We start from the raw sequence: 1895 nt of genomic DNA on the forward strand, positions 1-1895 counted from the left end.
ACCCGCTCGTTTCGAGCAGGCGCACACTGCACGAAAAGCTGCGGCCTAATCCGTGTCCGCAGTGACGAGGTGTCCGCGAAAGCGGGTCAACTCCATCGGCGGCTTGGGTGATCAGATGACTGAGGGCGTGGTGGACCAGCAGCCAGGCCCAGATCTTCTGATACGCCAGCTCGGGCAGCCGGGAGCGCAGCACCCGGCCGGGGCCGCGCAGGTGGGTCTTGAGCTGGTCGTTGCCGGTCTCCTCCTCCCAGCGCTGGTTGTACGCGGCAGCGAGTTCGTCGGGGCGGGCGGCGGTGGGGTCGGTGATGCTGGTCAGCAGCGTGATCAGCTCGCCGGTGCCGTTGCCCTCCCAGTCGGGGATGTCGTACTCGATGGGCGCCCCGGAACTGCGCCTGGGTGAGGAGTTCCACCACAAGGGGCTCACCATCCGCTGTGCGCAGATCGGTCGGGTCCCCCGCGGACTGGCGCAGGTCTGGGATTGGCGGCGGCTGTGCGACGAGACCCTGGCGCTGCTGGCTGCGCACGGCGACCGGGTCCGCCGCCACCTGATCACCGACGTGGTGCCGTTCGAGGAAGGCGCCACCGTCATGACCGAACTCGCACAGCGACGCCGCCGACCATCCAGGCCGTCTTCGCGCTCTGAGGACACGGCGGCTGCTCGGGTGAAAGTCATGGCGGTTCGCGTTCGTGGCCCCTTCCCCGCAGCGAGCGGCTCGCGGGCCTACTCTTAGTTTGCGGCGGTTGACTCGGGTGCCGGCTGGCACTGCACCGACACGGACCACTGCAGCGTCGTCCGTCCGCGGGCGTCCCGGACCCGCACGGGGCCGGTCACGACCATGCTGCCCCAGTCCGGCGTTCCGTCCTCGCCGCAGGCCTGTACGTGCAGTTCGTCCCACGGGAGCGGAGCGGTGGCCCTGAACATCACGTCCTGATAATGGGCTGCAGCCGCGCCCATCACGCCTGCGTCACCCTGTGCCTCACCCGGCGGGGGGAAGAAGCGATCCGCGATTCGGCGAGGGTCAGCGGCCGTGGGCCGTAGGCGTCATGAGGGCCGCACCGTTAACCGCTGCGCCTGGGATGGACGCTGGCGAAGGGTAGAGGACGCGGACCTAGCTCTGGAAGTCGACCGCGGAGGCTCGACATGGCGGGACCCCAACAGCCGAAGCTGCCGGGGTCCCAGACGTGGACGGGCGGGACGCTGCGCCCCCCATCCGTCTCAGTACCAGTGCTTGCGACCACCCACAGCACGGCCAGCCGTGCCGAGCACCACGAGGATGGCGCCGATCACCAGCAGGATGATCCCGATCGTCCACAGGACTGAGATGTGAAGAACTAAACCGAGTACCAGCAGGATGATGCCGAGGATGATCAAGAGGGCCCTTTCATGACGGTCGAGGATTGTTCACCGTGACCATGCGTCATCGCTGCGTCCAGGAGCATCACCCGTTCGGGTGGACATGACTCGCCGATGCTCGATCGTGACGCGCCCAGTCCAAGTGGCCAGGGCATCTACCGAAGCTCGTCGATTCGGTCCGGGGTCTGCCGGGCGGCTATGAGCTCGTCCTCGACCCTGGGAGGTGACCGGCCGACGCGCACGCACGGCGCCGCGACCGTGGACGAAGCGTGGTCCGCCGGGACGTTGGCGGTGCTGACCAACAGAGGTTGTCCCGAGTTCCGTAGAACTTCGGTGGCGGTCCGTTGTGCGTCAGGCTGCGACGACCTCCTCATCATGCACGGTCGATGCGACAGTTCCGGTGTTCTCGGCGTTGAGCGCGGCGCGAAGCTTGGGTAGGTATAGGTGGCCGTTGACCCGGCGGAACTGCTTGCCGGCCTCGACCATGCCGGCGGCGCACCAGCGCAGCGCCATCTGCCCGTCGCGCCAGCGCTTGACGTTG

1 protein-coding gene and 2 pseudogenes are annotated in these 1895 nt (G+C 67.9%); all 3 read right to left on the minus strand.

All coding sequences use genetic code 11. The features are described from left to right. Positions 1 to 415, minus strand: a pseudogene (locus tag BLW04_RS25350) (hypothetical protein); the annotation flags it as partial. Between the two features lie 801 nt (positions 416 to 1216). After that, positions 1217 to 1372 carry a DUF6131 family protein gene (locus BLW04_RS27270; protein WP_091548412.1) on the minus strand — a complete coding sequence of 52 codons (156 nt, stop codon included), beginning with the start codon at positions 1370 to 1372 and terminating at the stop codon, positions 1217 to 1219. Between the two features lie 333 nt (positions 1373 to 1705). Further along, a pseudogene (locus BLW04_RS25365) lies at positions 1706 to 1895 on the minus strand (IS256 family transposase); the annotation flags it as partial.

It is taken from the genome of Modestobacter sp. DSM 44400 (assembly GCF_900107175.1).
Classification (GTDB): domain Bacteria; phylum Actinomycetota; class Actinomycetes; order Mycobacteriales; family Geodermatophilaceae; genus Modestobacter.